The 24,313-nt window shown below is 72.5% G+C and carries 20 protein-coding genes and 1 riboswitch; of the genes, 14 read left to right on the top strand and 6 right to left on the bottom strand.

Annotated elements, in window-relative coordinates:
- Window positions 1-22: 22 nt before the first annotated feature.
- From ACIQE0_RS28970 to ACIQE0_RS28955, 4 genes are all read left to right on the top strand, one after another.
- Window positions 23-1,363, top strand: coding sequence for a pitrilysin family protein (locus tag ACIQE0_RS28970; RefSeq protein WP_366331711.1), 1,341 nt, complete (start codon window positions 23-25; stop codon window positions 1,361-1,363).
- Window positions 1,364-1,401: 38 nt separating this feature from the next.
- Window positions 1,402-2,784 (top strand): pitrilysin family protein, encoded by a 1,383-nt coding sequence (locus ACIQE0_RS28965; protein ID WP_366331710.1) that lies wholly within the window; start codon window positions 1,402-1,404, stop codon window positions 2,782-2,784.
- A 312-nt stretch (window positions 2,785-3,096) separates the two neighbouring features.
- A riboswitch (cyclic di-AMP (ydaO/yuaA leader) is annotated at window positions 3,097-3,252 on the top strand.
- Between the two features lie 12 nt (window positions 3,253-3,264).
- A complete protein-coding gene (locus ACIQE0_RS28960) occupies window positions 3,265-4,065 on the top strand; it encodes a M23 family metallopeptidase (RefSeq protein WP_402337720.1) in 801 nt (266 codons plus the stop codon).
- A 248-nt stretch (window positions 4,066-4,313) separates the two neighbouring features.
- Window positions 4,314-5,000 carry a GntR family transcriptional regulator gene (locus ACIQE0_RS28955; RefSeq protein WP_402337717.1) on the top strand — a complete coding sequence of 229 codons (687 nt, stop codon included), beginning with the start codon at window positions 4,314-4,316 and terminating at the stop codon, window positions 4,998-5,000.
- Between the two features lie 383 nt (window positions 5,001-5,383).
- Here ACIQE0_RS28955 and ACIQE0_RS28950 read toward each other — a convergent pair whose 3' ends face one another.
- Window positions 5,384-5,665: an HPr family phosphocarrier protein gene (locus ACIQE0_RS28950; protein WP_366331628.1), complete on the bottom strand. Its 282-nt coding sequence runs from the start codon at window positions 5,663-5,665 to the stop codon at window positions 5,384-5,386.
- Window positions 5,666-5,864: 199 nt separating this feature from the next.
- On the opposite strand from ACIQE0_RS28950, the gene ACIQE0_RS28945 reads away from it, so the two are divergent.
- The 4 genes from ACIQE0_RS28945 to ACIQE0_RS28930 all read left to right on the top strand — a co-directional run bounded on the left by ACIQE0_RS28945 (window position 5,865) and on the right by ACIQE0_RS28930 (window position 11,383).
- Window positions 5,865-8,819, top strand: a complete 2,955-nt coding sequence (locus tag ACIQE0_RS28945; RefSeq protein WP_402337714.1) for a GNAT family N-acetyltransferase — start codon at window positions 5,865-5,867, stop codon at window positions 8,817-8,819.
- Between the two features lie 38 nt (window positions 8,820-8,857).
- Window positions 8,858-9,448 (top strand): DUF5998 family protein, encoded by a 591-nt coding sequence (locus ACIQE0_RS28940; protein WP_039640685.1) that lies wholly within the window; start codon window positions 8,858-8,860, stop codon window positions 9,446-9,448.
- Window positions 9,448-10,638, top strand: a complete 1,191-nt coding sequence (locus tag ACIQE0_RS28935; RefSeq protein ID WP_402337712.1) for an alkaline phosphatase family protein — start codon at window positions 9,448-9,450, stop codon at window positions 10,636-10,638. The genes ACIQE0_RS28940 and ACIQE0_RS28935 overlap by 1 nt, the downstream gene beginning before the upstream one ends.
- Window positions 10,639-10,705: 67 nt before the next feature.
- On the top strand, window positions 10,706-11,383 hold the full coding sequence (locus tag ACIQE0_RS28930; RefSeq protein ID WP_366331625.1) for a thymidine kinase: 678 nt from the start codon (window positions 10,706-10,708) through the stop codon (window positions 11,381-11,383).
- 34 nt (window positions 11,384-11,417) lie between these two features.
- Here the strand turns inward: ACIQE0_RS28930 and ACIQE0_RS28925 are convergent, their stop codons facing one another.
- The gene (locus tag ACIQE0_RS28925) at window positions 11,418-12,194 is read right to left on the bottom strand and encodes a VOC family protein (RefSeq protein WP_366331624.1); all 777 of its coding nucleotides are present in this window, start codon (window positions 12,192-12,194) and stop codon (window positions 11,418-11,420) included.
- 249 nt (window positions 12,195-12,443) lie between these two features.
- Here ACIQE0_RS28925 and ACIQE0_RS28920 point away from each other — a divergent pair, with 249 nt between their 5' ends.
- Window positions 12,444-13,283: a sulfurtransferase gene (locus ACIQE0_RS28920; RefSeq protein ID WP_402337708.1), complete on the top strand. Its 840-nt coding sequence runs from the start codon at window positions 12,444-12,446 to the stop codon at window positions 13,281-13,283.
- A 112-nt stretch (window positions 13,284-13,395) separates the two neighbouring features.
- Here the strand turns inward: ACIQE0_RS28920 and sepH are convergent, their stop codons facing one another.
- Complete coding sequence (sepH, locus tag ACIQE0_RS28915; protein ID WP_366331622.1) at window positions 13,396-14,457, bottom strand: septation protein SepH; 1,062 nt, start codon at window positions 14,455-14,457, stop codon at window positions 13,396-13,398.
- A gap of 496 nt (window positions 14,458-14,953) precedes the next feature.
- Between sepH and ACIQE0_RS28910 the strand changes: the two genes are divergently transcribed.
- Entirely contained in the window at window positions 14,954-16,138 is a 1,185-nt protein-coding gene (locus ACIQE0_RS28910) for a hypothetical protein (RefSeq protein WP_402337704.1), read from the top strand.
- Window positions 16,139-16,280: 142 nt separating this feature from the next.
- On the opposite strand, the gene ACIQE0_RS28905 is transcribed toward ACIQE0_RS28910, so the two are convergent.
- Together ACIQE0_RS28905 and ACIQE0_RS28900 are read right to left on the bottom strand one after the other, a co-directional pair.
- Complete coding sequence (locus ACIQE0_RS28905) at window positions 16,281-17,621, bottom strand: D-arabinono-1,4-lactone oxidase (protein ID WP_366331620.1); 1,341 nt, start codon at window positions 17,619-17,621, stop codon at window positions 16,281-16,283.
- Between the two features lie 540 nt (window positions 17,622-18,161).
- Window positions 18,162-19,448: an MFS transporter gene (locus ACIQE0_RS28900; protein WP_402337701.1), complete on the bottom strand. Its 1,287-nt coding sequence runs from the start codon at window positions 19,446-19,448 to the stop codon at window positions 18,162-18,164.
- A 163-nt stretch (window positions 19,449-19,611) separates the two neighbouring features.
- Between ACIQE0_RS28900 and ACIQE0_RS28895 the strand changes: the two genes are divergently transcribed.
- The gene (locus ACIQE0_RS28895) at window positions 19,612-20,766 is read left to right on the top strand and encodes a ferrochelatase (RefSeq protein WP_402337699.1); all 1,155 of its coding nucleotides are present in this window, start codon (window positions 19,612-19,614) and stop codon (window positions 20,764-20,766) included.
- A gap of 51 nt (window positions 20,767-20,817) precedes the next feature.
- Complete coding sequence (locus tag ACIQE0_RS28890) at window positions 20,818-21,648, top strand: inositol monophosphatase family protein (protein WP_402337696.1); 831 nt, start codon at window positions 20,818-20,820, stop codon at window positions 21,646-21,648.
- A 97-nt stretch (window positions 21,649-21,745) separates the two neighbouring features.
- Here ACIQE0_RS28890 and ACIQE0_RS28885 read toward each other — a convergent pair whose 3' ends face one another.
- Window positions 21,746-21,916 (bottom strand): hypothetical protein, encoded by a 171-nt coding sequence (locus ACIQE0_RS28885; protein WP_366331616.1) that lies wholly within the window; start codon window positions 21,914-21,916, stop codon window positions 21,746-21,748.
- Window positions 21,917-22,240: 324 nt separating this feature from the next.
- Here ACIQE0_RS28885 and ACIQE0_RS28880 point away from each other — a divergent pair, with 324 nt between their 5' ends.
- Together ACIQE0_RS28880 and ACIQE0_RS28875 are read left to right on the top strand one after the other, a co-directional pair.
- Complete coding sequence (locus ACIQE0_RS28880) at window positions 22,241-22,894, top strand: response regulator transcription factor (RefSeq protein ID WP_016576171.1); 654 nt, start codon at window positions 22,241-22,243, stop codon at window positions 22,892-22,894.
- Between the two features lie 5 nt (window positions 22,895-22,899).
- Complete coding sequence (locus ACIQE0_RS28875) at window positions 22,900-24,168, top strand: sensor histidine kinase (protein WP_402337692.1); 1,269 nt, start codon at window positions 22,900-22,902, stop codon at window positions 24,166-24,168.
- Window positions 24,169-24,313 lie beyond the last annotated feature (145 nt).

Genomic DNA, 24,313 nt, shown 5'->3' with positions numbered 1-24,313 from the left:
GATCGAAGGGACGTACATGCCCATGGGTCACACGGCCACAGAACAAGCCGGCTCCGGCGGCCTGACAGCGACCGAGCACCGGCTGGCCAACGGCCTGCGCGTGGTGCTCTCCGAAGACCATCTGACGCCGGTGGCGGCCGTCTGCCTCTGGTACGACGTCGGCTCGCGCCACGAGGTCAAGGGCCGTACGGGCCTGGCGCACCTCTTCGAGCACCTGATGTTCCAGGGGTCCGCGCAGGTGAAGGGCAACGGCCACTTCGAACTCGTCCAGGGTGCCGGTGGCTCGCTCAACGGGACCACCAGTTTCGAGCGCACCAACTACTTCGAGACCATGCCCGCCCATGAGCTGGAGCTCGCGCTCTGGCTGGAGGCGGACCGGATGGGCTCGCTGCTGACCGCGCTCGACGAGGAATCCCTGGAGAACCAGCGGGACGTCGTCAAGAACGAGCGCCGCCAGCGCTACGACAACGTCCCCTACGGCACGGCCTTCGAGAAGCTGACGGCCATGGCCTACCCGGACGGCCACCCGTACCACCACACTCCCATCGGGTCGATGGCCGACCTCGACGCCGCCTCCCTGGAGGACGCGCGGGCCTTCTTCCGCACGTACTACGCGCCCAACAACGCGGTGCTGTCCATCGTGGGCGACATCGATCCCGAGCAGACGCTGGCCTGGGTGGAGAAGTACTTCGGCTCGATCCCCTCGCACGACGGCAAGCAGCCGCCGCGCGACGGCAGCCTGCCCGAGACCGTCGGCGGCCAACTGCGCACCGTCGTGGAGGAGGACGTCCCCTCCCGCGCCCTGATGGCCGCCTACCGCCTCCCGCACGACGGCACCCGTGAGGCGGACGCCGCCGACCTCGCGCTCACCGTCCTGGGCGGCGGCGAGTCCTCCCGCCTGTACAACCGCCTGGTGCGCCGCGACCGCAGCGCCGTCGCCGCCGGTTTCGGCCTGCTGCGGCTGGCCGGCGCGCCCTCGTTGGGCTGGCTGGACGTGAAGGCGTCCGGTGGCGCGGAGGTCCCCGCCATCGAGGCCGCCGTCGACGAGGAGCTGGCCCGCTTCGCCGAAGAGGGGCCCACCGCCGAGGAGATGGAGCGCGCCCAGGCCCAACTGGAGCGCGAATGGCTGGATCGGCTCGCCACGGTCAGCGGCCGCGCCGACGAACTATGCCGCTACGCCGTCTTGTTCGGCGACCCGCAGCTCGCGCTGACCGCCGTCCAGCGCGTCCTGGAGATCAGCCCGTTGGAGGTGCAGGCGGTCGCCAAGGCCCGGCTGCGCCCCGACAACCGCGCCGTGCTCGTCTACGAGCCCACCGCGCAGACCGACGCCGCCGGCACCGAGGAAGAGGAGGCGGCCAAGTGACCGACGCCACCACCCCCGCAGACGCCCCCGTGAGCTCCATGCAGTTCCATCCGCAGCCCCGGGGCGGTGCGCCCAAGCCGTGGGCCTTCCCGGCGCCCGAGCGCAGCCGGCTGGCCAACGGGCTGACCCTGCTGACCAGCCACCGCCCCGGCCAGCAGGTCGTCGCCGTGGAGATCAACCTCATCGCTCCCCTGGAGACCGAGCCCGAGGGCCTCGACGGCGTCGCCACGATCATGGCCCGGGCCTTCTCCGAGGGCACCGACAAGCACACCGCCGAGGAGTTCGCCGCCGAACTGGAGCGCTGCGGCGCCACCCTGGACGCGCACGCCGACCACCCCGGTGTGCGGGTCTCCCTGGAGGTCCCGGCCTCCCGCCTGCCGCGCGCCCTCGGGCTGCTCGCCGACGCGCTGCGGGCCCCCGCCTTCCCGGAGGGCGAGGTCGAGCGGCTGGTGCGCAACCGCCTCGACGAGATCCCGCACGAGCTGGCCAACCCGGCGCGGCGCGCCGCGATGGCGCTGTCCAAGGAGCTGTTCCCGGCCACCTCCCGGATGTCCCGGCCCCGGCAGGGCACCGAGGAGACCGTCGCCCGGATCGACGCCGGCGCCGTCCGCGCCTTCTACGACACGCACATCCGGCCTGCCACCGGCACCGTCGTCATCGTCGGTGACTTCACCGGCGTCGACCTGGACGCGGCACTGGCCGACACCCTGGGCGCCTGGACGGGTTCGACCGTGGAGCCGCCGAAGCCGTCGCCGGTCGCCGCCGACGACACCGGTCGCGTGGTGATCGTCGACCGTCCCGGTGCCGTGCAGACGCAGCTGCTCATCGGGCGGGTCGGCGCCGACCGGCACGACCAGGTGTGGCCCGCCCAGGTGCTCGGCACGTACTGCCTGGGCGGCACCCTCACGTCCCGTCTGGACCGGGTGCTGCGCGAGGAGAAGGGCTACACCTACGGGGTGCGCGCCTTCGGTCAGGTCCTGCGCTCCTCCGCCCCGACCTCCCCGGAGGGGGCCACCGGCGCCTCCCTGCTGGCCATCAGCGGGTCCGTGGACACCGCGTCCACCGGGCCGGCCCTCCAGGACCTGTGGACGGTGCTGCGCACCCTCGCGGCGGAGGGGCTGACCGACGCCGAGCGCGATGTCGCCGTGCAGAACCTCGTCGGCGTCGCCCCGCTGAAGTACGAGACCGCCGCCGCCGTCGCGGGGACCCTCGCCGACCAGGTGGAGCAGCAGCTCCCGGACGACTACCAGGCGCAGCTGTACGTCCGGCTCGCGGAGACCGGCACGGTCGAGGCGACCGCGGCGGTCGTCAACGCCTTCCCGGTGGACCGGCTGGTGACGGTCCTGGTGGGTGACGCGGCGCAGATCGCCGAGCCCGTCAAGGCGTTGGGCATCGGCGAGGTGACGGTCGTCAGCGGCTGATCCCTGCCCTGTGGCGGGGCGTCACCCGACGGTTCGTCACCTATCGACAAAGCGGCTCCCGTGGCGGTCACTTGCCACGGGAGCCGCTGTGCGTGCGTGCCGCGAATCCGCGGCCGGCCCGGCGCACGGGTTCTGCTTCTCGGCCGTCGTGGCCCGCGCTGTGGACGGGCGGTGCCGCCCGATCCGTTGCGGTTGTTGCCCGATTCGAGTGTGGCGAACCCCACAAAAAACAGGTTCTGTTTGGCGATCGAAAGTTGCCGCGTTTAGCGTCGGGGCGGCTGTTCGTCACAAGTCCGCCACAACAGTGGCACCGGACAGCCATCGCCGAGTCCCCGTATGGCGTGAGCCAGGGGAGCCGGGGACCCACACGTCCCTGGGGTGAATCGGACCCCTTTCCGGAGGAGTCCGTAGGAGACCTTCCTGCTCCGAACCCGTCAGCTAACCCGGTAGGCGAGAGGGAAGGAAAGGACCAGCCCGTACATGGCGTTCACCCGTGCCACCGGGAAGCACCGCCGCGCGAGCCGCACCGCTCGCACCACCCGCAACCTCGCCGGCATAGCCACCCTCGCGGCCTCCGGAGTCGTCGCCTCCGTGGCGTCGCCCGCGCTCGCCGCCACGGGCGAGTCGACCTCCCACGACACCGGCCTCCAGCACGCCGTCGAGTTGGGTGACGAGCTTGCCGTCCACCTCGAGGCCCAGGCGGACGCGCAGCAGGCGGTCGCCGAGGTCAACGCGGCCAGGGCGAAGGCCGAGGCCGAGGCCAATCGGCTGGCCGAGGGAGCGAAGAAGAAGGCCGAAGAGGCGAAGAAGAAGGCCGAAGAGGTGCGCGCGGCCAAGGCGCGTGCCGCCCGCGAGGCCGAGCGCAGGCTTCTGAACGCCTTCGTCGCCCCCGTGACCGGCTCCTACGTCTCCACCGGGTACAAGGCGTCCAGTGGCCTGTGGTCCTCGGGTAGCCACACCGGTATCGACTTCCACGCTGCCTCCGGTACGCCGGTCCACGCCGTGGGCGCGGGCACCGTCGTCGAGGCCGGCTGGGGCGGTGCGTACGGCAACAACATCGTGATCAAGATGAACGACGGTACGTACACCCAATACGGTCACCTCTCGTCCTTCGCCGTGTCGGTCGGGCAGACGGTCACTCCGGGCCAGCAGATCGCCCTCTCCGGCAACACCGGCAACACCACCGGCCCGCACCTCCACTTCGAGGCCCGGACCGGCCCCGACTACGGCTCGGACATCGACCCGATCGCCTACCTCCGCGCGCACGGCGTCAGCGTCTGATCCTCCCGCAGCCTCTCCGCCGCATCGCCGTCCCCCTGGAGCCCCGGTCCGCCACCCTGGCGGGCCGGGGCTTCGGCGTCTCCGTGGGGCACCGGCGTTCCACCCGCCAGGTTCCCCGCACATGTCGGCCGAAAAGCACCGTCGGCGAATTTGCGACGTTCCGCAGGGGAATCCCCTCGCGTCGAATAGGGTCGATGAATGTCGCCGAGCGGCGGCGTTTTCCCGGTATTACGGCGGAGGCGCGGACGATGCGAGGCCACCTTTCCACGCATGCGGTGTGCACGGCGATGAGGGGCGATATCGTCTCCGGCATGCTCACGCCGGGGAGTCGACTTGTCGAGGATGTCCTCGCCGCGCGGTACGGCGTCTCCCGGGTCCCGGTGAGGGAGGCGCTGCGCACCCTCCAGGCCGAAGGCTTCGTCACCACCCGCCACCACGCGGGCGCCTGCGTCGCCGAACTCACCGAGCAGGAGGCCGCCGACCTCCTCGACATCCGCGCCGTCATGGAGCCGCTGGGCGCCGCCCGTGCGGCCGCCCGCCGCACCACCGCCCATCTGAAGGTGCTGCGCGGCCTGGTGCGGCTCGGTCAGCAGCGAGCCCGCCACGGCCACCCCGGCGACCTGTGCCAGCTGGACGGCTGGTTCCACGAAACCCTCGCCCAGGCGGCCGGCAGCCCCAGCCTGACGGCGCCCCTCATCCAGCTGCGACGCAAGATCGAGTGGACGTATGCCGTCGAGCCACCCGCCCACGTCACCGATTCGTGGAACGAGCATGGCGCCGTACTTGACGCGGTGGCCCGGCGGGACGCGGAGCGGGCGCGCGCCCTGATGGCGGCGCACATCGAACGGTCGCTCCCGGCGTACCGGCTGCGGCGCCCCGCTTCCGTCGTGCGGGAGTCGAAACATCCCGTCAATGTGGTGCGCGCCCGCATTTAACAATCGCCCCGTATACATCGAGTGAGATATTCGGGAATTCCCGATGTGCGGAACGAAGGCGGGGCGGGGTGCCCGACGTGCGTTTCTGGCGCCGTTCGCCGAATTTCGCAGAATTAGGGCGGACGCGGATTCCGGTCGGGGGGAGAGAGGGATGCTCGAAATTGCCCCCACGGTGATGCCGGAACTTGCTGCCCTTGATGCGTTGCGTCACCGGGCCGCGCTCCGGCGGTGTGATGCCATCCCGTGAACGCGATGTCCTCCCCGTCGGCGCGACACCCGCCGACAGAACGGCCCCGCCGCGGCAGCCGGATGTACCGGTTGCCGCGGCGGGGTCGCGTCTGCTGGGTCCTGGACGGGGCGCGCCGCCCCGCAGGTCCTTAAGGTCAGACGGTCTCGGGAAGCTCCTCAAGGCCCTCCGCGACGAGTTTCGCCAGGCGGTCGAGCGCGGCTTCGGCGCCCTCGGCGTCGGAGGCCAGCACGATCTCCTCGCCGCCCTGGGCGCCCAGGCCCAGGACCGCCAGCATGGAGGCGGCGTTGACGGGGTTGCCGTTCGCCTTGGAGATCGTTATCGGGACACCGGAGGCGGTGGCCGCTCGGACGAAGATCGACGCGGGGCGAGCGTGCAGCCCCTCGGCCCAACCGACATTGACGCGGCGCTCAGCCATGGTGTTGCCCTTCAAAGTCGCGACTGTTGTCTAGACCAGTCTCTCACGCTGCCAGGAGTGGTTCCGCAGCCCTTCGTCATGATTTTTCATGCGGACTGCCGCCCTCCTTTCAGGCCGTTCGTCCCGGCGCGAGGAGCCCCGGGAAGCCGAGCGTACGCACGTCGAGCCGCTTGTCAGTGGCCCGCCGTACGCTGTCCGCATGCAGACGCCGCCGGATCATGCGTACCCGACTCACTGGGAAGCCGACGTGGTGCTGCGCGACGGTGGGACGGCGCGCATCCGGCCCATCACGCCTGCCGACGCCGAGCGGCTGGTCTCCTTCTACGAGCAGGTGTCGGACGAGTCGAAGTACTACCGCTTCTTCGCGCCCTACCCGCGCCTGTCCGACCGCGACGTCCACCGGTTCACCCACCACGACTACGTCGACCGGGTCGGCCTGGCCGCCACGGTGGGCGGCGAGTTCATCGCCACCGTCCGCTACGACCGGATCGACGCGCGCGGACTGCCCGCCAAGAGTCCCGAGGATGACCAGGCGGAAGTGGCCTTCCTCGTTCAGGACGCCCACCAGGGCCGAGGTGTCGCCTCCGCCCTTCTGGAGCACATCGCCGCCGTCGCCCGTGAGCGCGGCATCCGCCGGTTCGCCGCCGAGGTCCTGCCCGCCAACACCAAGATGATCAAGGTGTTCACGGACGCCGGGTACACCCAGAAGCGCACCTTCGAGGACGGCGTCGTCCGCCTGGAGCTCGACCTCGAACCGACCGAGCAGTCCATGGCCGTGATGCGCGGCCGCGAGCAGCGGGCCGAGGCGCGCTCCGTCCAGCGCCTGCTCGCCCCCGGCTCGGTCGCCGTCATCGGCACCGGCCGCACCCCCGGGGGCCTGGGCCGCGCCACGCTGCGCAACATCCTCGACGCCGGCTTCACCGGCCGGGTGCACGCCGTCAACCACGCCTTTCCCGAGGACCTCCGCCGCCTGGAGCCCGAGGGCGTGCCGGCCGCCCGTACGGTGCGCGACATCCCCGACCCGGTCGACCTGGCGGTCATCGCCGTCCCCGCCCCCGCCGTCCCCGAGGTCGTCCGCGACTGCGGCGAGCACGGCGTCCAGGGCGTGCTGGTCCTCTCCTCCGGCTACGCCGAGGCCGGCCCCGAGGGCCGCGAACGGCAGCGCGCCCTGCTCCGCCTGGCCCGCTCCTACGGCATGCGGCTCATCGGGCCCAACGCCTTCGGCCTGATCAACACCGCCCCCGACGTCCGGCTGAACGCCTCACTCGCCCCCCAGGCGCCCGGCGCCGGCCGGATCGGCCTGTTCACCCAGTCCGGTGCGATCGGCATCGCGCTGCTCAGCGGACTCCACGAGCGGGGCCCCGGCGACGGCGGGATCGCCGGCATCTCCGCCTTCGTCTCGGCAGGCAACCGCGCCGACGTCTCCGGGAACGACCTCCTCCAGTACTGGTACGAGGACCCGCACACCGACGTCGCGATCCTCTACCTGGAATCCATCGGCAACCCCCGCAAGTTCGCCCGGCTCGCCCGCCGCACCGCCGCCGTCAAACCGGTGGTCGTCGCCAAGGGGGCCCGGCACCACGGCACCGCTCCCATGGGCCATGCCGTCCCCACCGTCAGCGTCCCCGACAGCACCGTCGCCGCCCTCATGCGCCAGGCCGGCGTGATCCGCGTCGACACGGTCACCGAACTGATCGACGCCGGGCTGCTGTTGGCCTCCCAGCCGCTGCCCCAAGGGCCGCGCGTCGCCATCCTGGGCAACTCCGAATCGCTGGCCCTCCTGGCCTACGACGCCTGCCTCACCGAAGGGCTGCGTCCGCAGCGCCCCCATGTCCTGCGCTCCGCCGCGACCCCGGAGGACTTCCGCGCCGCCCTCGCCCAGACGCTCGCCGGGGACGGCTGCGACGCCGTCGTCGTCACCGCCATCCCCTGGGTGGGGGAGGAGGACGCCGCTCCCTTGGGGGGCAGTGAGGGCACCGCGCTCGCCGCCGCCCTGCGCGCCGCGGTCGCCGCCGCCCCCTCCAAGCCGGTCACCGTCGTCCACCTCGCGATGGACGACCTGGCCGCGACGCTCGCAGCCCCGCCCGAGCCCCACGCCCCGCACGCGCCCGACGAGCCCGCTTCCCCCGGCCCGGACGCCGCCCCCGAGCCCCAAGGGCGCCCCCTCGCCCCGCCCCGGCCACCGCATCCCCCGACCCCGCCCCGCCCTCCGGCGCCCCCGTCCGCACGCGATCAGGCACCCGCCCCGGAGGCCCAGCCCCGCCCCCGCCCCCTCCGCATCCCCGCCTACCCGGCAGCCGAGCGCGCCGTCCGGGCCCTCGCCGAGGCCGTCCGGTACGCCGCGTGGCGCCGGGCGGCAGCCGAGCCGGGCCGGGTGCCCGAGTACGACGACATCCAGGAGGCGGCGGCCGGCGCCGACGTCGAGCGGCTGCTCGACCGCCTCACCACGGGCGTCGCCCCCGGCCGCTCCGTCGCCCTGCCCCCGGCCGACGCCGAGGCGCTGCTGGCCCGCTACGGCATCCACCCCCGCCCCACCCTCCCCGCCCCCGACCCGGACGCCGCCGTCCGCGCCGCCGCCCGGCTCGGCTACCCGGTCGCCCTCAAGACCACCGCCCCCCACCTGCGCCACCGAGCCGACCTCGGCGGCGTCCGCCTCGACCTCGCGAGCGAGGCCGAACTCCGCCGCGCCTACGCCGAATTGACCGACTTCCTGGGTTCTCCCACGGTGCTGCGGCCGGTCGTTCAGGCGATGGTGCCGCGCGGCGTCGACACCGTCGTCCGCGCCGCCATCGACCCTGCCGCCGGCGCGGTCCTCTCCTTCGGGCTGGCGGGCGCGCCCTCCCAGCTGCTCGGCGATATAGCCCACCGTCTGATTCCGGCCACCGACCGCGAGGTCAACGAGCAGATCCGGTCGATCCGCAGCGCCCCGCTGCTGTTCGGCTGGCGCGGCTCCCAGCCCGTGGACACCGCCGCCCTGGAGGAGCTGCTGCTGCGGGTCTCCCGGCTCGTCGACGACCATCCGGAAGTGGTCGCGGTGGACCTCGAACCGGTCGTCGTCGCCCCGCACGGCCTGGCCGTCCTGGATGCCTCCGTCCGCCTTGCCAGACCACCCGCCACCACTGACCTCGGGCCCCGCCGACTGCCCGTCTACTGAGGCTCTCGCGCCCCGGTACGCCCCGTAAGATGGACCCCATGGCTAAGACCGGTACGACGACCCAGGGGCTGCGCGCGGCGATCGAGCGCAGTGGCTATTACCCGACGCTCGTGGCCGAGGCGGTGCAGGCCGCGGTCGGCGGCGAGCCGGTGGTGTCGTACCTCGTCCACCAGGAGACGACCTTCGACGCCAACGAGGTCCGCCGCCACGTCACGGTCCTGGTGCTGACCGGCACCCGCTTCATCGTCAGCCACACCGACGAGCAGGCGGCCGACGCCACCTCCCCGTCCCCGTACGCCACCACCTCCACGGAATCCGTCAAGCTCGGCCGGATCTCGTCCGTGGTGCTCAGCCGCGTCGTCGCCAACCCCGAGTCGTACACCCCGGGCCAGCTGCCCCGCGAGGTCGTCCTCACCATCGGCTGGGGCGCCGTCGCGCGCCTCGACCTGGAGCCCGCCAGCTGCGGCGACCCCAACTGCGACGCGGACCACGGCTACACCGGTTCCTCCACCGCCGACGACCTCTCCCTCCGGGTCAGCGAGGCCGGCGACGGCCCGGATTCGGTGCGCGAGACCCTCGCCTTCGCCCAGGCGCTCTCCGAGGCCACCGCGGCCACCAGCGCCCGCTGATGGTCCACACCGCCCCCGCCTGGCCGGAACCGGAACCGCTCGACCCGCTCTCCGCCCCGGTGCCCCGCTACGGCACCGGTTCGCTCGCCGACCTGCTGCCCGCCATCGTTGCCGGCCAGGGCATGCCCGGTGTCACGAGCGCCATGGAGCTGGCCCCCGCCGACCGCGCCTGCGTCTTCCTGATCGACGGGCTCGGCTGGGAGCTGCTGCGCGCCCACCCGGACGAGGCGCCGTTCCTCAGCTCCCTCCTGGGCAGCTCGTTCAACGGCACCGGCCGCCCGCTCACCGCCGGCTTCCCCGCCACCACCGCCACCTCCCTCGCCTCGGTCGGCACCGGCCTGCCGCCGGGCGCCCACGGCCTGCCCGGATACACCTGCGAGGATCCGGCCACCGGCGCGCTGATGAACCAGCTGCGCTGGCGCCCGTGGACCGATCCGCATGCCTGGCAGCCGTACCCGACGGTCTTCCAGCTCGCCGACGCCGCCGGCATCCACACCTGCCAGGTCTCCGCCCCCGACTTCGCGCAGACCCCGCTCACCCGGATCGCGCTCAGCGGCGGCACCTTCCACGGCCGGCTCTCCGGCGAGGAGCGGATGGACCTCGCCGCCGATCAACTCGCCGCCGCCGACCGCTCGCTGGTCTACACGTACTACTCCGAGGTCGACGGCAAGGGCCACCGCTACGGCGTCGACTCCGACGCCTGGCGCGGCCAACTGCTCTACGTGGACCGGCTCGCCCAGCGTCTGGCCGAGCAACTCCCGCCGCGCAGCGCGCTGTACGTCACCGCCGACCACGGCATGATCGACATCCCCTTCGACCCCGAATCCCGGATCGACTTCGACGAGGACTGGGAACTGCGCGCCGGCGTGCGCCTGTTGGGCGGCGAGGGCCGGGCCCGGCACGTGTACGCCCACCCGGGCGCCGCTTCCGACGTGCTCGCGGTCTGGCGTGAGGTGGTCGGCGACCAGATGTGGGTCGCCGGCCGCGAGGAGGCCATCGCCGCGGGCTGGTTCGGCCCGCACGTCGACGACCGGGTCCGTGCCCGGATCGGCGACGTGGTGGCCGCCGCCCACGCCGACGTGGCGATCGTCGCCAGCGAACGGGAACCGAACGAGTCGAAGATGGTCGGCCTGCACGGCTCCATGACCCCGGTGGAGCAGCTGGTGCCGCTCCTCGAAGTCCGCACCTGACCCACCCACGCGTCCCGTACTGCCCGACCGCCCCATCCGTACGAGCCTGAAAGGCCTGCCCCTCCCCATGCCCGAGCTGGTGTTCTTCTCCGGAACGATGGACTGCGGAAAGTCGACACTGGCGCTGCAGATCGAGCACAACCGCTCGGCCCGCGGTCTGCAGGGCATGATCTACAGCCGCAACGACCGGGCCGGCCGCGGCAAGCTCTCCTCCCGTCTGGGCCTGGTCACCGAGGCCGTCGAAGCGGAGGACGACCTGGACTTCTACGCCCATGTCGTGGACCACCTCAGCTCCGGCGGCCGGGTCGACTACGTCATAGCCGACGAGGCGCAGTTCCTCGCCCCCGAGCAGGTCGACCAGCTGGCCCGGGTCGTCGACGACCTGGAGCTGGACGTCTTCGCCTTCGGCATCACCACCGACTTCCGCAGCAGGCTCTTCCCCGGCTCCCAGCGCCTGGTCGAACTCGCCGACCGCATCGAGGCGTTGAAGGTGGAGGCGCTGTGCTGGTGCGGTGCCCGGGCCACCCACAATGCCCGGACGGTCGATGGCCGGATGGTGGTCGAGGGCGCACAGGTCGTCGTCGGCGACGTGGTCGGCGAGGGCTCGGGCGAGGGGGCGGAGCGGCCGGCCGAGGTCGGCTACGAGGTGCTGTGCCGCCTGCACCACCGCCGTCGGCAGACCGCGTCGACCGCCCGTGCGGTCGCGCTCTCGCCGGACGTCCTGCCGGTGGACGCCGCGCGGTAGTCGCGCCGGTCCGCATTGCGGCGGGCAGTCCGCCTCAGCGCTGCTGGATGATCGTGAAGACCGCACCCTCGCTGTCGGCGACGGTCGCCAGCCGGCCGTGCGTGGAGTCCCGTGCCGGCCGCAGCACCCGGCCGCCCAGTTCGCCGACCCGGCGGGCGGCGGCGTCGGTGTCCGGGACGGCGAAGTAGGTCATCCAGTGCGGGCCGCGGTCGCGCGGCAGCACGTTGCCGACGCCGTGGATGCCGGCGACCGGCTTCCCCTTGACGTGCAGTGTCAGGTAGTCGAAGTCGGCGGAGACCACGGCCTCCGGTTCGAAGCCGAAGACGTGCTCGTAGAACGGGGCGACGGAGTCCGTCTCCTGCGTGACCAGCTCGTTCCACACGGGGGTGCCCGGTTCGCCGCTGACCGCGGTGCCGGTCATCGTCCTGCCCTGCCAGACCCCGAAGACGGCGCCCTGCGGGTCGGAGGCGATCGCCATCCGGCCGGCGTCGTCGTCGGCGTCCAACGGGCCGACGCCGACCGTGCCGCCGCAGGCGCGGATCTGCTCGGCGGTCACATCGGCGTCGTCGCTGGCCAGATAGGTGGTCCAGGCCACCGGGAGATGTCGGCCGGGCGCCAACTCGCCGACCCCGGCCACTTCCAGACCGTCGAGGAAGGCGCGGGCGTACGGACCGAAGTGCTGCGGTCCTGGGCGGAACTCCCAGCCGAAGAGCGCACCGTAGAACTCCTGCGTCGCGGGCAGACTGTGTGCCAGGAGGCTCACCCAGCAGGGCGCGCCGGGCATCCGCCGGGCTGCTGCCTCGGTCGTCATCGTCATTCTCTCCTCGGAGCATCGGGGTGCTGGCCATGTGCGGTACGGGCGCGGGTCCCGAGCTGATGCTTGCACCCTGTCACCGGGTGTGTGCCCCGGCCGCGCCGTCCATGGCGCGTTCGCGAGGGAGAATGCCCGTTTTGATGTTCCTCTGCCGTTTCGGCCGTGTTACGGCGCTGGGCAGCTCAGTCATACAGAGGGTGGGCGCCCGCTTCTGTACGTAGTCACCGCTACGCAAGGATGAGTGCCATGAATGCCATCATCACCGCTACCGAACTCGCGAGCGAGCTGGCGGGCCCCGAGGCTCCGCTCCTCCTGGATGTGCGCTACCAGCTCGGCGGCCCGCCCGGCCGTCCGGTATACGAGGCCGGTCATCTGCCCGGCGCTGTCTACGTCGACCTCGAGAGTGAACTGGCCGGGCCTCCCGGTGCGACGGGCCGTCACCCGCTCCCCGACCTCGCGGTGTTCACCGCCGCGATGCGGGCCGCCGGTGTCGGCGCCGGCCGCCCGGTGGTCACGTACGACGGCGGCCAGGGCTGGGCCGCCGCCCGTGCGTGGTGGCTGCTGCGCTGGGCGGGTCACCCGGACGTGCGGGTTCTCGACGGCGGAGTTGCCGCGTGGCAGGCGTCCGGCGGCGCCATGAGTATCGACAAAGTGACTCCGCAGCCCGGTGACTTCACCCCCGCGCCCGGTGCGATGCCGCTGCTGACCGCCGACGACGCGGCCGCGCTGGCCCGCCGCGGTGTCCTCCTGGACGCGCGGGCGGGGGAGCGCTACCGGGGTGAGACCGAACCCATCGACCCGGTGGCCGGCCACATCCCCGGCGCGGTGTCCGCCCCCACGACCGAGAACGTCGCCGCCGGCGGCACGGTCTTCCGGCCGGCCGCCGAACTCGTCGAGCGGTTCACGGCGCTGGGCGCCACGGCCGGCACCGAGGTCGGTGTCTACTGCGGCTCCGGCGTGTCCGCCGCCCAACAGGTCCTCGCCCTCGCCGTGGCCGGTGTCCCCGCGGCGCTGTACGTCGGCTCCTGGAGCGAATGGTGCGCCGACCCCTCCCGCCCCATCGCCACCGGCCCACAGCCCGGCTGAGCGGCCGCTGGGGCCCATGAAGGGCCTCGCGAAACAGCGTCCGCCCGCTCCCTGAACTCAGGGAGCGGGCGGACGCCGCGTTCAACTCGGCCGGAAACCCGGCCATTTCGCGCTATTCCGGCTTCTTCCTCCGGGTGCCGAAGACGATCTCGTCCCAGCTGGGCACCGCGGCCCGCCGTCCGGGCCGGACCCCGTCCGCCTCGGCCTGCCGGTCCGTCGTCCCGGTCAGCCGATCACGGTGGCCCGCCACCGCCCGCGGCATCAACACATCGGCGTACGCGGAACCCGCGCCCGCACCTGCGCTCGCCGCCGGAGCCGGCGGCTCCTCGGCCTCGACCTGCTCCTCGTCCTCCTGCTGCGACGTCTTGGCGCTCTCGGGCACGACCATGTCGCCCCGGAAGCTCGGCACCGCCTCCAGCAGGCTGGTCAGCGAATCCCGCTCCCGCTCGCCGGTGGCCTCCTCGGCCCGGGCGTCCCGCTCCCGGTCCTCGCCGGACCGCTCGGCGCGCTCCGGCATCTGGCGGTCCAGGGCGCGGTCCAGCGGCCGGTCGCGCGGCAGCCGTGCGATCCGGGGCACGAACGGGAAGCTCGGCTCGGGGGTGTCGTCGCTCTCGCCGATCAGCGCCCGCGCCTCGTCGTCCACGGCCTGCACCAGCCGGCGCGGCGGGTCGTACGTCCAGGTGGCCGACTGCGGCTCCCCCGCAGCCCGGTAGACGAGCAGGACTTCCCAGGTGCCGTCGTCCCGGCGCCAGGAGTCCCACTGGACGCTGTCCTTGTCGGCACCGCGCAGCAGCAGCCGCTCGGCGACCGCCTCGCCCAGCTGGGGACCGGTGTTCTCGCCCGGCCGACGCACGGGGGTCTTGCGGGCCCGCTCGGCCATGAACGCCCGCTCGGCGAGCACCGGACCCTCGAAGCGGCGCACCCGGTCGACGGGGATGCCGGCGAGCTGCGCGACCTCCTCAGCGGAGGCACCGGCTCGTATCCGCGCCTGGATGTCCCGCGGGCGCAGGTGGCTCTCGACCTCGATCTCGATCTGGCCCAGCCGCGCTCTGTCGTTGCGGACGGCGGCGCGCAGCCGCTCGTCGATCGGAAGCGTGTACTCGGTGCTGTCCGCAGCCTTGAGCACCAGCCGTGTGCCGTCGTTGGAGACGGCCACGACACGCAGTTCGGGCATGGGGACCTCCCGGGTGGTGCCTGCCGACGTCACGTGCGTCGCTGCTTCCGCTAGTCGAGTGTGGCCTGCCCGGGTGCAGCCTGCCACAACATTGCCGAGTTGCCCGGCGTGTCGAGGCTTGGCCCAGAAACGCCGCTATGACACGGTAACCAGTTCGCAACGCTCGGTGACCATGCCGCTTGCCCTGTCACCGACCACCCGTACCGAGCGACGGCGCCCCAAGGAGGGTGTCACCTTCAGTGCCCCTCCCGCGGGTCCGGGCAGCCGGACGGGAACCGGGGCCAGGGCTCGCCACAGTACTCCATTTGGGCCACTGAAGTGGACCGCCGCGCCGTGGAAGTTCTTGGCAGATGGTTAGGGCAAGTCGCCTTGTCGATCCCTCTACCTGCGGCGAGGGTGGCAAGGTTCACAGATTCCACAGAATCGGAACTAATGGCTCCGCCATTTGGTCATTTCTCCATGCAAGATGGAGCGAAGGGGCGACCAAAGGTAGGAGATGGACGAAAAAACCGAAGCCGACACGAAACCAAAGGAGAAGCGGTTCGACCTGAGCCTCGCGCAGGTCGCCGGCAGTGCGCTCGCCGCGGCTGTCGCCGCGTTCCTCGCGGGTCAGCTCGGTGTGTACGGAACCATCATCGGCGCGGGTGTCGTCAGTGTCGTCGCCACGACCGGCGGCTCCATATTCCAGCACCTGTTCCGGCGCACCGGGGAGCAGATCAAGGAAGCGGCGGTCACCACCCGACCGAGGCCGCACCGCGTCTCCGTCAACCGATCTCCCTCCACCCCCCGACCCCGGAGTGCCCCCGACGCCTCCGGGCCCGCCGGTCCCACGATGGTGCTGCCTGCCTTCGACAAGGAGGGCACGGAAGGCGACGACGCCGTCACCTCCGCCGTGGTCCGTGAACAGGACCCGGCCACCGCCCGTACGCAGCTGATGCCCCGTGCTCAGCAGCAGCCGTCCGGTCAGGACCCGGAGGCGACCCAGCTGATGACGGGGCCCGTCGATCGGACCATGGCCCTGGGCCGGGCGGCTCTCCAGGGCGCCGATGCGACCGTCGCCCTCCCGCAGGCCGACACGACCGGCAGTCCGGAGTCCGGCATCACGCCGCCCGACAACGAGGAGACGACCGCTACCTACGGGACGCGGCTGCGCGGCTGGAGGCGGCCCGCGCTCGGTGCGTTCGCCGTCTTCGTGCTCGCCATGGGCGCGGTCACCGCCACCGAACTGCTCACCGGCGAGACGGCGAGCGGTGGCACCGGCACCACGCTCGGCAACCTCACCACCGGCAACGTCTCGCATCAGCGGCCCAGCACTCCGCAGGCGCCGGAGCCGGGGCACTCCACCGGGAGCGGCACCGGCCGCCACGATGGCACGCCGCCGCCGGACCCCAGCCGCTCCGGTGGCACCGGTTCCGACGGCACCGGCACCGGCACAGGCACCGGCAGCGGCACCGACCAGAGCGGGCAGACCTCGACGCCGACGCCGAGCGACGGTGCCACCGGCTCCCCGAGCCCCGGCACGTCCTCCTCGCCCGACCCGTCGCCGAGCCGGTCGTCCGGCACCGATGGCGGCAGGGGCAGTGGCGGTACCGGCACGTCCGGCGGCGGTGCCCCGCCGGGGAACCAGCAGGGCGGCCAGAACCCCGGTGGCGGGCCGACCTCCGACCCCAACGCCCCCTGACCCCGGGCAAACCCTGACCCTCAGACGAAGGATCGACCCCAACGGGCGGGCCGCCCCACCGGCGGACCACCCAGCACCGCGGCCCGGTGCCCCTCTTACGGGGCACCGGGCCGCGGCATGTCACCGGCCGATCGGCCGCCGCTCACTCACCCAGTACCCGCCGCAGGTACCCGTTGGTGAACAGGCGCCCCGGGTCCAATCGATCGCGCAGCGCCGTGAACTCGCCGAACCGCGGGTAGACCCCCGCGAGGTACTCCGCATCCCGCGTGTGCAGCTTCCCCCAGTGCGGCCGCCCCTCGTGCGCCGTCATGATCCGCTCGACGGCCCCGAAGTACGCCCGGTACGGCGTCCCGCGGTACATGTGCACCGCCAGATACGCGGTGTCCCGCCCCGACGCGGTGGACAGTACGAGGTCGTCGGCGGGTGCGGTCCGCACCTCCACCGGGAAGCTGACCTTGAAGTCCGACCGCTCCATCAACGCCTTCAGCTCGCGCAGCGCCTCGACCGCGGCCTCCCGGGGGAGCGCGTACTCCATCTCCACGAACCGCACCCGCCGCGGCGAGGTGAACACCTTGTAGGGGATGTCGGTGTACGTGCGGGCGGACAGCACCCGGCTGGAGATCTTCGCGATGCCCGGTATGACGGCCGGCACCGCCCGGCCGACCGCGCACGCCACCTGGAACACCCCGTTGGACAGCAACTCGTCCTCGACCCAGCCGCTCACCCTCCCGGGGGGCGCCGCCGGACCCTGGCTACGGTTGTTGCGCTTGGTGTTGCAGTTGCCGGTGTGCGGGAACCAGTAGAATTCGAAGTGCTCGTTCTCGGCGACGAGTTCATCGAAGCGGCCGGTCACCTCGTCGAACGGCATCGGCTCCTCGCGAGCCGTCAGCAGGAACTCCGGCTCCACCGCGAACGTCAGCTCGCTGACCACGCCCAGCGCGCCCAGGCCCAGCCGCGCCCCGGCGAAGACCTCCGGGTTCTCCTCGGCGGAGCAGCGCAGTACCGACCCGTCGGCGGTGACCAGTTCCAGCGCGGTGATCTGCGCCGCGATCGACGCGGAGTCCCGGCCGGTGCCGTGGGTGCCGGTACTGGTGGCCCCCGAGACGGTCTGCTCCATGATGTCGCCCATGTTGGTCAGCGACAGCCCATGCGCGGACAACGCCCGGTTGAGGTCCTTGAGCGGGGTGCCGGCGGCCACCGTGACGGTGCCGGCCGCACGGTCGATCCGGCGGATTCCGGTGAGGCGTTCGGGGCGGATCAGCAGTCCGTCGGTGGCGGCGGCGGGGGTGAAGGAGTGCCCGGTGCCGGCCGCCTTGACCGTCAGGCCGTCCGCGGCGGCGGTCCGGACGGCGGCCGCCAGTTCTTCGGTGCTCGCCGGTGTCGCGATCCGGGCGGGGCGGGCGGTCACATTGCCCGCCCAGTTGCGCCAGGGTCCTCCCGGGCGGCGTCCCCCCGAGCCGCCGATGACGTCGGTGACTGCCATGGTGACGTCCCTCCCGTCCGCGCGGGCCGACCGCGCTCGACCGCCGTTGGTTCAGCGCATGATGTCAGCCGCCAACGGCACTTCCAGGGAGGGTGACGGGAATCACATGCCCGCGAAATCGGGCGCAATCGCGCGGCTCCCGGACATGTCGTACCGCCGGTAACTGGGAAGTCCGGCCGGCCACTTCGCTCGCCGGGCGGGAATGCCGTGAAGCGCGTCGCGCTCGGAGTCACCTCGGCGCCTGTGAAGTCACCCGCGCGGGTGGGCGGCGGGAAGGGCGGCACCAGGGGCGTGCCGGGGTGAGGGGGTCGCGCCGATGACGCATACGGGAGGGTCGGCCGCCCCGTTGACGTATACGGGAGAGCCGAGCATCCCGATGTCGCATAGGGGAACGCCAGTTGCCTCGATGACGCATGCGGGACGAGTGAGCCAAATGCCAGGCGGCCCGATGGCTGGGCGCGGCAACCGCCTGGAGAGAACGGCCAGTTGGAGTGTTCCGTTGGTGCTGCCCGGGTCCGTCCGCGTGCGTGCGCCCTTGGGTCAGCCGGCTCGCGTCTCGTCGTGGCGTTGGGCGGCCGAAGGGGCCGGCGGGGTGGGGATGCCGGTGGCGGTGGGGGAGGAGGGGGCCAGGACGCCGCGGGGGCGGAGCCAGCGGTAGCCGGCGAGTGCCACCAGGGCGGCCAGGACGCCGGCGGCGAGCGGTACCAGGTAGCCCCGTGCGGCGCCCGCCGCGTCCACGACCCCGCCGGCCGCCGACGAGCCGAGCGCCACGCCGACCGCCAGACCCGTGCTCGTCCACGTCATGCCCTCGGTCAACTGGGCCCGGGACACGTGCTCCTCGACCAGCGCCATGGTGGTCACCATCGTCGGCGCGATCGACAGCCCGGCGAGGAACAGCACGGCCGCCAGCAGCACCAGCGAGCCGGAGAACGAGGCCGCCAACAGGAGCGGCACCATGCTCACCGCCATCGCGGCCACGCCCACCAGCCACCGCCGGGACGCTGGCCCTGCCAGGTGCAGCAGCCCGAACACCGCGCCGGCCAGGCAGGAGCCCAGCGCGTACACCGCCAGCACCAGGCTCGCCGCCGCCTTGTGGCCCGCCTCCTGGGCGAACGCCACGGTCACCACGTCGATCGCCCCGAAGATCGCGCCGGTCGCCACGAAGGTCCCCACCAGCACCCGCAGCCCCGGCGATCGCAGTGCCGATCCCTTGGCGTGCTGCTCACGGGGGTGCGGCACCGGTTCCGTCGCCCGCTGCGCGGTCAGCCAGAACACCCCGGCCGCCAGGAACGCCGCGGCCAGCAGCGGTCCGGCCTCGGGGAACCACGCCGTCGACAGGCCGATCGAGAGGATCGGGCCGAGGATGAAGCACATCTCGTCGACGATCGACTCCCACGAGTACGCGGTGTGCAGCTCGCGCGGCGAGCCCCGGTAGAGCTCCGCCCAGCGCGCCCGCACCATCGACCCCACGCTCGGCACGCAGCCGGCGCACGCCGCGAAGGCGAACAGCGTCCAGTCCGGCCAGCCCTGTTGGGCGCTCAGCAGCAGGCCGGCGACCGCCGCGAGGGACACCAGCGTGGCCGGGCGCAGCACCCGTCGCTGGCCGTGCCGGTCCACCAGCCGGGAGATCTGCGGCCCGAGGACCGCCGCCGACAGCGCGAGCGTCGCGGACAGCGCCCCGGCCAGGCCGTACCGGCCGGTCAGCTGGGACACCATCGTCACGACGCCGATGCCCGTCATCGACAGCGGCATCCGCCCCAGGAGCCCTGCGGCGGAGAACGACTTGGTGCCGGGGCGGCCGAAGAGGGCGCGGTACGGACTGGGCAACGGGGCGCTCCGCCGGGTGAGGAGGTCGGTAAGGAATGACTGCGGCCGATACAGCTTACGGGCGGCGGGGTGCCCGGCGCCTCCCGGTTTCCGCCCCGATTCCGGCGCTCCCACCTGGGGCCTGACCCCTCGCGTCCACGCCCGGAGTGGGAGGATCGGAGGCATGTCCGAACAGTGCGACCCCCGTCCCTATGACGCCCTGCTGCTGCTGTCCTTCGGCGGTCCCGAAGGCCCCGACGACGTCGTTCCGTTCCTGGAGAACGTCACCCGTGGACGCGGTATCCCCCGTGAGCGCCTCAAGGAGGTGGGCCGGCACTACTTCCTGTTCGGCGGCGTCAGCCCCATCAACGCCCAGAACCGTGAACTCCTCGACGCGCTCCGCAAGGACTTCGCCGATCACGGCCTCGACCTGCCGGTCTACTGGGGCAACCGCAACTGGGCGCCCTATCTGACCGACACCCTGCGCACCATGGTCGCCGACGGCCACCGGCGCATCGCCGTCCTCGCCACCAGCGCCTACGCCTCGTACTCCGGCTGTCGCCAGTACCGCGAGAACCTCGCCGACGCGCTGGCCGCCCTCCAGGCCGAGGGCCGGCCCGTCCCTCAGGTGGACAAGCTGCGCCACTACTTCAACCACCCCGGCTTCGTGCGCCCCATGGTCGACGGCGTCCTCGCCGCCCTCGCGGACCTCCCCGAGGAGACCCGCGACGGCGCCCACCTCGCCTTCACCACGCACTCCATCCCCACCGCGGCCGCCGACACCTCCGGCACCCCCGACGACCACACCGAAGACGGCGCGGGCGGCGCCTACGTCGCCCAGCACCTCGACGTCGCCCGGGTCATCGCCGACGCCGTACGGGACGAGACCGGTATCGACCACCCCTGGCGGCTCGTCTACCAGTCCCGCAGCGGCGCCCCGCACATCCCCTGGCTGGAACCCGACATCTGCGACCACCTGGAGGAGCTGCACGGCGCCGGCGTCCCGGCCGTAGTGATGGCCCCCATCGGCTTCGTCTCGGACCACATGGAGGTCAAGTACGACCTCGACACCGAAGCCGCCGCCAAGGCCGCCGAACTGGGCCTGCCGGTCGTCCGCTCGGCCACCGTCGGCGCCGACCCCCGGTTCGCCGCGGCCGTCCGCGACCTCCTCCTGGAGCGCGCCGCCGGTGAACGGGGCGCCGCCCGCGAGCGCTGCGCCCTGGGCGCGTTCGGCCCCTCGCACGACCTCTGTCCCGTCGGCTGCTGCCCCGCCCGTGCGCCGCGTCCGGCCGCGGCCGGCGCGGACTGGGCCGGCCCCGCCGCACAGGCCCCCGCGTAGCCGTACCGCCCGCCCCCGCCCCGATCACCGTTCGTCCGAGCAAGGAGCACCGTGCCCGACCCGCAGCGCCTCGACCGACCGCACACCGATCCCCTGCACGACGAACTCCTCGCCCTGGCCCTGGAGGCCGCCGCCCGCGCCTCGACCCTGTTGCGCGACGGCCGCCCGGCCGACCTGGGGGTGGCCGCCACCAAGACCAGCCCCATCGACGTCGTCACCGAGATGGACATCGCCTCCGAGAAGCTGATCACCGACTTCATCGGGGAGCACCGCCCGCACGACGGCTTCCTGGGGGAGGAGGGCGCCGGCAGCACCGGCACCAGTGGCGTGCGCTGGGTCATCGACCCGGTGGACGGCACCGTCAACTACCTTTACGGGCTGCCCTCTTGGTCCGTTTCCATAGCGGCGGAGAAGGACGGCGAGACCGTCGTCGGCGTGGTCGCCGCCCCGATGCGCGGCGAGACGTACCAGGCCGTCCGCGGCCGCGGTGCGTACTGCAACGGCGAGCCGGTCCGCCACCGGCCCGCCCCGCCGCTCTCCCAGGCCCTGGTCGCCACCGGCTTCGGCTATCTCACCGAGCGCCGCGCCGCCCAGGCCGAGGTGGTCCGCGCCATGATCCCGCGGGTCCGCGACATCCGCCGCGGCGGCTCGGCTGCCATCGACCTGTGCGATGTGGCCTGCGGCCGGCTCGACGGCTACTACGAGCGCGGGCTGAACCCCTGGGACCTGGCGGCAGGTGTCCTGATCGCCTCCGAGGCCGGCGCCCGCACCGGTGGCCGCCCCGGCCGGGCCGCCTCCCACGAGCTGACCGTCGCCGCCTCCCCGGGCGTCTTCGCCGAGCTCCAGCCGCTGCTGGAAGAGCTCGGCGCCTGGCACGACTGACCGCGGCCCGCCGGCCCGACCGGTCGTGAGCGGACACGGCTGCGCCCCGGCACCGGTGAACGGTGCCGGGGCGCAGGCGCGGTCTGTGCGGTCGGGGTCAGGCGTTGGCGCCGTAGCGCACGCCGTGTTCCTCGGCGAGGCGCTGAAGATCCTCGAGCTCCGCCAGGTCGACGTCGACCAGGAGGTCGTCACCCGACTCGCGGGCCCGGACCAGATCGGCTTCGGTGTTCCGTATGCGCTGCAGAATGGCAGTGGTGAACGCGTCCATGGTGCGCCCCCTCGTCGTGGGTCGGTGGCACGGGGGTGTGCCGACGGGTGGGTCGATCACGGCGTGGTCCCTGCAAGGGAAAAGTGGAGCGTGGCATGACGCCGATACAGGGCGTGATCGCGGGTGTGCACTCGTCCTCCCCATCGGTTCCCTCAGGGAAACCTCGACCGGCCCGGAAATCGGGCCGTCGGTGCCCCGGCCGCCCGCCCACCGGTCCCTCCGCACCCCCGCTTACCCCCGGTTTATGACTCTTCGGGGCAGGATGGAAGGGCTCTGAACGTTGTTGTGCCCTGCTCATCAAGGGCCGTAAGGAAGGACTGCGACGTGCGTGTTCTCGTCGTCGAGGACGAGCAGCTGCTCGCCGATGCGGTGGCCACCGGACTGCGTCGGGAGGCCATGGCCGTCGACGTGGTCTACGACGGCGCCGCTGCGCTGGAGCGGATCGCGGTCAACGACTACGACGTCGTCGTCCTCGACCGCGACCTCCCGCTCGTCCACGGCGACGACGTCTGCCGCAAGCTCGTCGAGCTGGGCATGCCGACCCGTGTCCTGATGCTCACCGCCTCCGGCGACGTCAGCGACCGTGTCGAGGGCCTGGAGATCGGCGCGGACGACTACCTCCCCAAACCGTTCGCGTTCACCGAGCTGACCGCCCGGGTCCGCGCCCTCGGCCGCCGCACCACGGTGGCCCTGCCGCCGGTCCTGGAGCGCGCCGGGATCAAGCTCGACCCCAACCGCCGCGAGGTCTTCCGCGACGGCCGGGAGGTCCAGCTCGCGCCCAAGGAGTTCGCGGTCCTGGAGGTCCTGATGCGCAGCGAGGGCACGGTCGTCTCGGCCGAGCAGCTCCTGGAGAAGGCCTGGGACGAGAACACCGACCCGTTCACCAACGTCGTCCGGGTCACGGTCATGACGCTGCGCCGCAAGCTCGGCGAGCCCGCGGTGATCGTCACCGTCCCCGGCTCGGGATACCGGATCTGACGGAGATGCCTTCCCTGCCCTCGTTCTCCAGCTCCAAGACGGCACCGCCGCCGCCCCCGGTGCCGCCCAAGCCGGCCTGGGACCCGAAACCGGTCAAGGTCCGGCCCTTCCCGTGGCTGCGCCCCACGATCCGGATACGGCTCACGCTGCTGTACGGCGGCATGTTCCTGATGGCCGGCATCGTGCTGCTGACGATCATCTACATGCTCGCCGCCGCCGCCCTGCACGACGGCAGTGCGCTGCCGCTGAAGATCCTCGGCGGGAAGTTCCAGTCGACCAGCGACATCTGCGACCTGCCCACCGAGACCTCCGGCGCGCTGTTGCAGGAGGCGGTCAACAACTGCCTGATGCACCAGCGTGCGGTGGCCCTCAACGACCTCCTCAACCGCTCGTTGCTGGCGTTGCTGGGTCTGACGATCGTGGCGTTCGCGTTCGGTTATGCGATGGCGGGGCGGGTGTTGTCGCCGTTGGGGCGGATCACGCGGACCGCGCAGCGGGTGGCGGGGTCGGATCTGCATCGGCGGATCGAGTTGGGTGGTCCGGATGACGAGTTGAAGGAGTTGGCGGACACCTTCGACGAGATGTTGGACCGGTTGGACCGGGCGTTTGAGTCGCAGCGGCGGTTTGTGTCGAATGCGTCGCACGAGTTGCGGACGCCGTTGGCGATCAATCGGACGTTGTTGGAGGTGCAGCTGGCGGATCCGGCGGCGTCGCCGGAGGTGCAGCAGTTGGGGCGGACGTTGCTGGCGACCAATGAGCGCAGTGAGCAGTTGGTGGAGGGGTTGCTGCTGCTGGCGCGCAGTGAGAACAAGATCGTGGACAAGCGACCGGTGGACTTGGCGGAGGTGGCTTCTCAGGCGGTGGATCAGACGCGTGAGGAGGCGCAGGCCAAGGGGGTTCAGCTGCGGGGTGTGCGGCAGCAGGTGTTCGTCCAGGGCAACGGGGTGTTGTTGGAGCGGATCGCGTTGAATCTGGTGCAGAACGCGGTGCGGTACAACGTGCCCGAGGGCGGTTGGGTCGAGGTGGCGACGGAGCCGCAGCCGGGGTGTGCGGTGCTGGTGGTCTCCAATACGGGGCCGGTGGTGCCGGCGTACGAGGTGGAGAACCTCTTCGAGCCGTTCCGGCGACTGCGTACGGAGCGGACCGGCAGTGACAAGGGCGTCGGCCTGGGCCTGTCCATCGTCCGGTCCGTGGTGCGCGCCCACGACGGCACCATCACCGCCGTACCCCGCGAGGGCGGCGGACTCGACATGCGCGTCGTACTGCCGCTCTGACGCGGGCGGCAGAGCCCCTGTGCGGCCGCTGGAGAGGCGCGCAGGCGGGCCGGTGACGGAAACGCGCCGGCCCGCCCGAACGTCCGTCCGACGGCCGTACGGCGGGATTCCGCCGGTCATCGCCCCGTTTCCGGTTTGACGAGGA

It is taken from the genome of Streptomyces sp. NPDC093097, from assembly GCF_044754325.1.
Lineage (GTDB): Bacteria > Actinomycetota > Actinomycetes > Streptomycetales > Streptomycetaceae > Streptomyces.
This window is presented reverse-complemented; position numbering and strand designations above follow the sequence as displayed.